Origin of the sequence: Pseudomonas sp. Sample_9 (genome assembly GCF_004307535.1) — a bacterium.
GTDB lineage: Bacteria > Pseudomonadota > Gammaproteobacteria > Pseudomonadales > Pseudomonadaceae > Aquipseudomonas > Aquipseudomonas mercuritolerans.
In genome coordinates, this window is sequence record NZ_RAZO01000182.1 from 1 (window position 1) to 5,565 (window position 5,565).

Here is a 5,565-nt window from a genome sequence, read left to right on the forward strand (position 1 = left end):
CCCTGTTACCGCCGTGAAAGGGCGGTGTCCTAGGCCACTAGACGAAGGGGACACACTACAACATTCACTCCCTGCCGCGTTTCGCTGTGTGCTTTACGCTGCAAGTGGCGCGCATTCTATGGATGGATTGAGGGGTCGTCAACCCCCTGATATAAATTTATTTAAATCAATGACTTCGACCTGGATTACGGGCCGCGTAGGGCTTTTCCGTCGTCCGAAACCTGACGCCTATATTCCGCCACTCGCCAAGACGTTATAGTCACCGCACAGTGATGGCAATCTGCACATCAAGCGCCAGCATTCATCTATACAGCCGGCGGCCGATACAGATTGCAGCAGCCGATCAAACCCGTCGAGCGGCGCTAGGCGCGTAAATGCCCAGCCACTACACTCGCATGCGAACCCTATAAAGAGGTCTTACCGGTGACACCACTCATGATCACCCTGCTAGTCGTAGCCGGGATCGCAATTCTGATCGCCATTGGCTACATGAACCATGTGGTGGAAAACAACAAACTGGAGAAGGCCCGCACCAAAGTCGAACTCAACGACCGCCTGCGCCGATGCGGCGAACTGACCGAAACCTTCCCTGGCCAGTTCATGACCCCGGCGCTGAAACTGCTGCTGACCCGCCTGGAACTCAACGTCTGCCAGCGCCTGCTCAATCTGGAAAAGACCAGCGCAACCACCAAGGCCCGCATCACCGAACTCAGCGCCCTCGTTGCCCAGGGCGAATCGATCCCGGTGAACAACCCGCCCGCGCCGATCCTGACCGAAGCCAAGGCCAAAGACGTGCGCTTCCTCCTCGAAGCCCTGCACGGCCAGATCACCCGCGCCGCCCACGACGGTTTCCTGCCTCCGAACGAAGCCAAACAATGGATTCGCGAAGTGCGCCATATCCTCGTGCTGCTGCACATCGAATTCTTCAACAACCTCGGCCAACAGTCCCTGCAACAAAACCAACCCGGCCAGGCCCGACTCGCCTTCGAACGCGGCGTGCAATATCTGCGCAAACAGCAGGATCCGCAGATGTATGCCGAGCAACTGCAATATCTGGAAAAACTCCTCGCCCGAGCCAACGCCCAGGTCATGGACAAGATCGCCCCGGTGGAAGGTGAAGAAAACCAACTGACCGCCGGCTTGAAAGATGCCGAAGCGGATGCCGACTGGAAGAAGAAAGTGATTTACGACTGAGTCGCGAATGCTGGGGAGAAAAGCCACCGTTATTGGTGGCTTTTTTGTGGGCGACTTGGAAGAGAATGTGAATTGAAGACCGCTTTCGCGAGCAGGCTCACTCCCACATTGGGAAGCAGTGTTCTCAGGTAAAAATCGGTCGGCTGTCAGGCCGCCTTCGCTGGCAAGTCAGCTCCCACAGAACAGCAAAAGCAAACCCGGGCCATCCCCACGCGGCGAAGCCGAGAGCCTGGCCGGCCCAAAGGCCGCCAAGAATCAAAGCCGAAAATGCCCAACCATCGAGCGCAACTCCCCGCCCAACTGCGCCAGCTCAACACTCGAAGCCGCATTCCCGCGCATCGCCACGGAAGAGTGATCCGCGCTCGCACGAATCTGCGTAACACTGCGATTGATCTCCTCCGCCACCGAACTCTGCTCCTCCGCCGCCGCAGCGATCTGCTGATTCATCTGCTGAATCATCGACACCGCCGCCGCAATACTCCCCAGCGCACTTTCGGTCTGCAACGCATCACTGACCGCCAGCTTCACCAGTTCACCACTGCTGCGGATCTGCTGCACCGACGACTGCGCCGCCGCCCGCAAGGCACTCACCAAGCGTTCGATCTCCTCGGTTGACTGTTGCGTACGCCGCGCCAGCGCACGCACCTCATCGGCCACCACGGCAAACCCCCTGCCCTGCTCGCCGGCCCGCGCCGCTTCGATCGCCGCGTTCAGCGCCAACAGATTGGTCTGCTCGGCCACGCTCTTGATCACCTCCAGCACCGTGCCGATATTCTGAATCTCGGCGCTGAGGCTCTCGATGCTGGAACTGGCCGAAGTCGCCGAATCCGCCAACTGCTCGATCCGCGCCATGCTTTGGCGCACCACCTGCTGGCCGCTCTCGACCTTGTCATCCGCCGTCTGCGCCGCCAGAGCCGCCTCTTCGGCATTGCGCGCTACGTCATGCACGGTGGCGGTCATCTGGTTCATGGCCGTGGCGACCTGCTCGGTTTCCTCCTTCTGGCTGTTGACCTCCAGATTGGTCTGCTCGGTCACCGCCGACAGCGATTGCGCGGAACCGGCCAAGCGCTCGATACCGGCCTGCAAGCCGCTGACAATCGTGCCGAGGCCGGCAGCCATCTGCTGCATCGCCAACATCAGCTGACCCATTTCATCGCGGCGCGTTACCTCGACCTTCGCCGTCAGATCACCCGCAGCAATCTGCTGCGCCACACGAATCACACTGCGCAACGGTGCCACAATCAGACGCGTGATCACCCATGCAGCGAGCAATCCGACCAACAAGGCCAGCGCCGAAGAGCCAATGATCAACACCGTATTCTTTTTCAGCTCTGCCTGCATCGAAGCATCTTCGGCGACATAGGCCTGATTGACCCGGTCCACCACCTGCGCCGCGCGCTGATGCAGTTGGTCATAAACCGTTTTCTCTTGCGCCAGCAAACCGGTGTACTCCGCCAGTTTCTCGTTGAATCCGGCGATATGCCCCGACACTTCGTTGAGCACCGTCAGATAGCCCTCGTCCTTGACCGTGCTTTTCAACGCCTCGGCCTGCTCCTGCGCTTGCGCGGCCTGCTCGATGTTGCCTTGCCCGGCATTGTCGGAATCGCCCTTGCGGCTTTGGTCCAGCCGCACCCGCGCTTCGTTCATCGCCTGCAGCATCAGTCGCGAGACCTGACTGACCTGATTCGCCTGTTCGATGAACTGCGCGCCGTCCTTGCCCTCGGTGTCTTTCAGCGTATAGGCGCCATCATCGGCCAGCCCGCTCTGCAACACGTCGAGGTTATTGGCCACGCTGGACACCGACCAACTGGCCATTTCCAGCGCGAGGTCCTTGGCCTGGCTCAGCGAGACGAATTCATCGAAGGCCTTGCGATACGCGCCCAGGGCTTGCTCGACATCGCTCATCACCGGCACATTGGCCGGTGAATGTGCCTTGAGCTCACCGGCAAGAACAATCAGCCCATCGACGCCCTCGCGCAAGGCGTCGGCGGTTTTCGGGTTGCCGCGCAGCGCGTACTCCTGCTCGAGCAGGCGCACCTTGAGCAGGCCACTGTTGAGCGCGGACATCTGCTTCAAGCCGTCGAAACGCAGACTGATGGTTTGCAGCGACCAGACGCCGATCGCCGCCACCAACGCAGTCAGCAACAAGACGAGCACAAATCCGATACCCAGTTTTTTCGCCATACCGAGGTTGGCAAAACGTCCTTGCACGGCCGAAATCATTGCGCGTAGTCCCCTGCCAAAGTCTGTGAACGAAGATTCGCAACGGGCTCGAACCAGCACAAGACTCTGGCGTCGGAATAATGGCAAAAAGCTACGCCCGCGTCGTTTTCAGAATGCTTGAGGTCGATCCGCGCAAGTATTGCGAAAAAACTGCCGAGCCCGAGGGTCGCAGGCACAGGCCACATTGATGCGCTGCCAGTCACCGCACTCACCGCTGGGACTGAAGGCGTCCGCTGCTGATAACTCCAGCCCGCAACGCTGGGCCTGCCTGCGCACCGACGCTTGGTCGCGCAAGCGTGCCCGCGCCCAGATAAACAGCCCGCCAACCGGCTTGCCGAACACTTCCCACTCGGCATCTTCCAGAGCCTGCAAGGCCGCCGCGCGATCGGCATTCAAGCGCTGGCGCTGGCGCTGCACCAGTTTGCGATAGGCGCCGGTCGCCATCAGCCTGGCCAGCACCGCTTCGGCCAGCCTCGAACAGCCCAGGCCGCTGATCATCTTGACCTCAGCCAGCCGCGTCAGCAGCTCGCTGTCCGCCAGGACAAAACCGACCCGCAACGAACTGCTCAGTGTCTTGGAGAAGCTGCCCACATAAGCGACCCTTCCCTCATGATCCAGCGCTGCCAGCCGCGTACCGTTGCCGGTGTGCAGATCAGCATAGACGTCATCTTCGATCACGCGCAGGTCGTAGATCTTGCTCAACTGCACGATGCGCTGGGCAACGGCGGGCGTCAGGCAACTGCCGGTGGGATTGTGGTGATGACTGCCGATGAACAAGGCAGCGGGACGAAACTGACGCAGCACCGACTCGAGCATTTCGGTGTCCGGCCCGCTCGGCGTGCGACGAACTTCGAGCATGCGTACGCCGTGCAGACGCAGCAGGTCAAACAACGGTGCATATCCGGGCGTTTCCACCACCACGCAATCGCCGGCCTTGAACAGGGTACGCACGATCAGATCCAGCGCATGACTGGCACCGCTGGTGCTCATCACCCGGGTACTGCAGGCGTCGATATTCAGCAGTTTGAGGCGCTTGGCAATCTGCTCGCGCAACGCTGGCAGCCCCAGCGGCGAGCTGTAATTGAACAGACTCGCCATGTCGGTGCGTGCCACCTCGCGCAGCGCGTAGCTGAGGTCGTCGGGCTCGCGCCAGCTCGGCGGCAGGCTTCCCTGGCCCAATATCAAGCGATTCGTTGAGGCGTTCACCTCATCACACCATGCCTGGCGACCCTCGAACGTTGCCAGTTCCGAGTCCGCTTCGCGCAACGACGGCGCGGCCGCGACGATGAATCCGGCGCCCTGACGCGCAGTCAACACACCTTGCGAAACCAGGCGCTCGCAGGCTTCGACGACGCACGACTGGCTGAGCAGATTACCCCGGGCGATTTGCCGTACGGAGGGCAACCGGGTGGCCGGCGGGATACCGCTTTGCACGATCCAGTCAGTCATTCCATCGACAATCTGCTGCACGACCGGCACCATTGCCTGTCGGTCAATTCTCAGTTCCATGAGCTCGCAAACTCCTGTCAGTTTTGCTGGCAGCAGTAAATCACAGCCGCGCCGCCGAGGCTGTGCGACAACGCCGCCAAATGCGGCAGTTCTAACGGTTTGATACACATTGTTTAACTGTATTCACATCCCAGGACGCGAGACGCAAAAAAGCCCGCACGCAGGCGGGCTCTTTGTATAACGACAACATTCAGAACGCCGTCACGCCGCCGTCCACCGCCAGCGAGTGCCCGGTGGTGAACGCCGCGCCATCGCTGCACAGATACAGCACCGCGCTGGCGATTTCCTCGACCTTGCCGATGCGCCCGACCGGGTGCATGGCGTTGGCGAATTCGCCCTTCTTCGGATCGGCTTCGTAGGCACGGCGGAACATGTCCGTATCGATCACTGCCGGGCACACTGCGTTGACACGGATTTTCTTCTTCGCGTATTCGATCGCCGCCGACTTGGTCAGGCCGATCACCGCATGTTTCGACGCCGCATAGATGCTCATTTTCGGCGCTGCGCCCAGCCCGGCTACCGACGCCGTGTTGACGATCGCGCCACCGCCCTGCGCCAACAACAGCGGCAACTGATACTTCATGCACAGCCAGACGCCTTTGACGTTGACGCCCATGATCGCGTCGAACTCGTCCAGCG

Annotated in this window: 4 protein-coding genes; 1 reads left to right on the forward strand and 3 read right to left on the reverse strand. The window is 60.7% G+C overall.

Going from position 1 to position 5,565, the window contains the following annotated elements; all coding sequences use genetic code 11:
• Positions 1-435: 435 nt before the first annotated feature.
• Positions 436-1,194, forward strand: a complete 759-nt coding sequence (locus D6877_RS10095) for a hypothetical protein (RefSeq protein ID WP_178083664.1) — start codon at positions 436-438, stop codon at positions 1,192-1,194.
• 255 nt (positions 1,195-1,449) lie between these two features.
• On the opposite strand, the gene D6877_RS10100 is transcribed toward D6877_RS10095, so the two are convergent.
• The 3 genes from D6877_RS10100 to D6877_RS10110 all read right to left on the reverse strand — a co-directional run.
• Positions 1,450-3,417 (reverse strand): methyl-accepting chemotaxis protein, encoded by a 1,968-nt coding sequence (locus tag D6877_RS10100; protein WP_130910658.1) that lies wholly within the window; start codon positions 3,415-3,417, stop codon positions 1,450-1,452.
• 108 nt (positions 3,418-3,525) lie between these two features.
• Positions 3,526-4,926: a PLP-dependent aminotransferase family protein gene (locus D6877_RS10105; RefSeq protein ID WP_130910659.1), complete on the reverse strand. Its 1,401-nt coding sequence runs from the start codon at positions 4,924-4,926 to the stop codon at positions 3,526-3,528.
• A gap of 190 nt (positions 4,927-5,116) precedes the next feature.
• On the reverse strand, positions 5,117-5,565 hold a 449-nt coding region (locus D6877_RS10110; RefSeq protein WP_130910662.1), incomplete at its 5' end, for an SDR family oxidoreductase.

What these genes read in the sequence shown, in the direction of transcription:
- D6877_RS10095 (WP_178083664.1), top strand. Translation starts at nt 436, where the DNA reads ATGATCACCCTGCTAGTCGTAGCCGGGATCGCAATTCTGATCGCCATT.
- D6877_RS10100 (WP_130910658.1), bottom strand. Translation starts at nt 3,417, where the DNA reads ATGATTTCGGCCGTGCAAGGACGTTTTGCCAACCTCGGTATGGCGAAA.
- D6877_RS10105 (WP_130910659.1), bottom strand. Translation starts at nt 4,926, where the DNA reads ATGGAACTGAGAATTGACCGACAGGCAATGGTGCCGGTCGTGCAGCAG.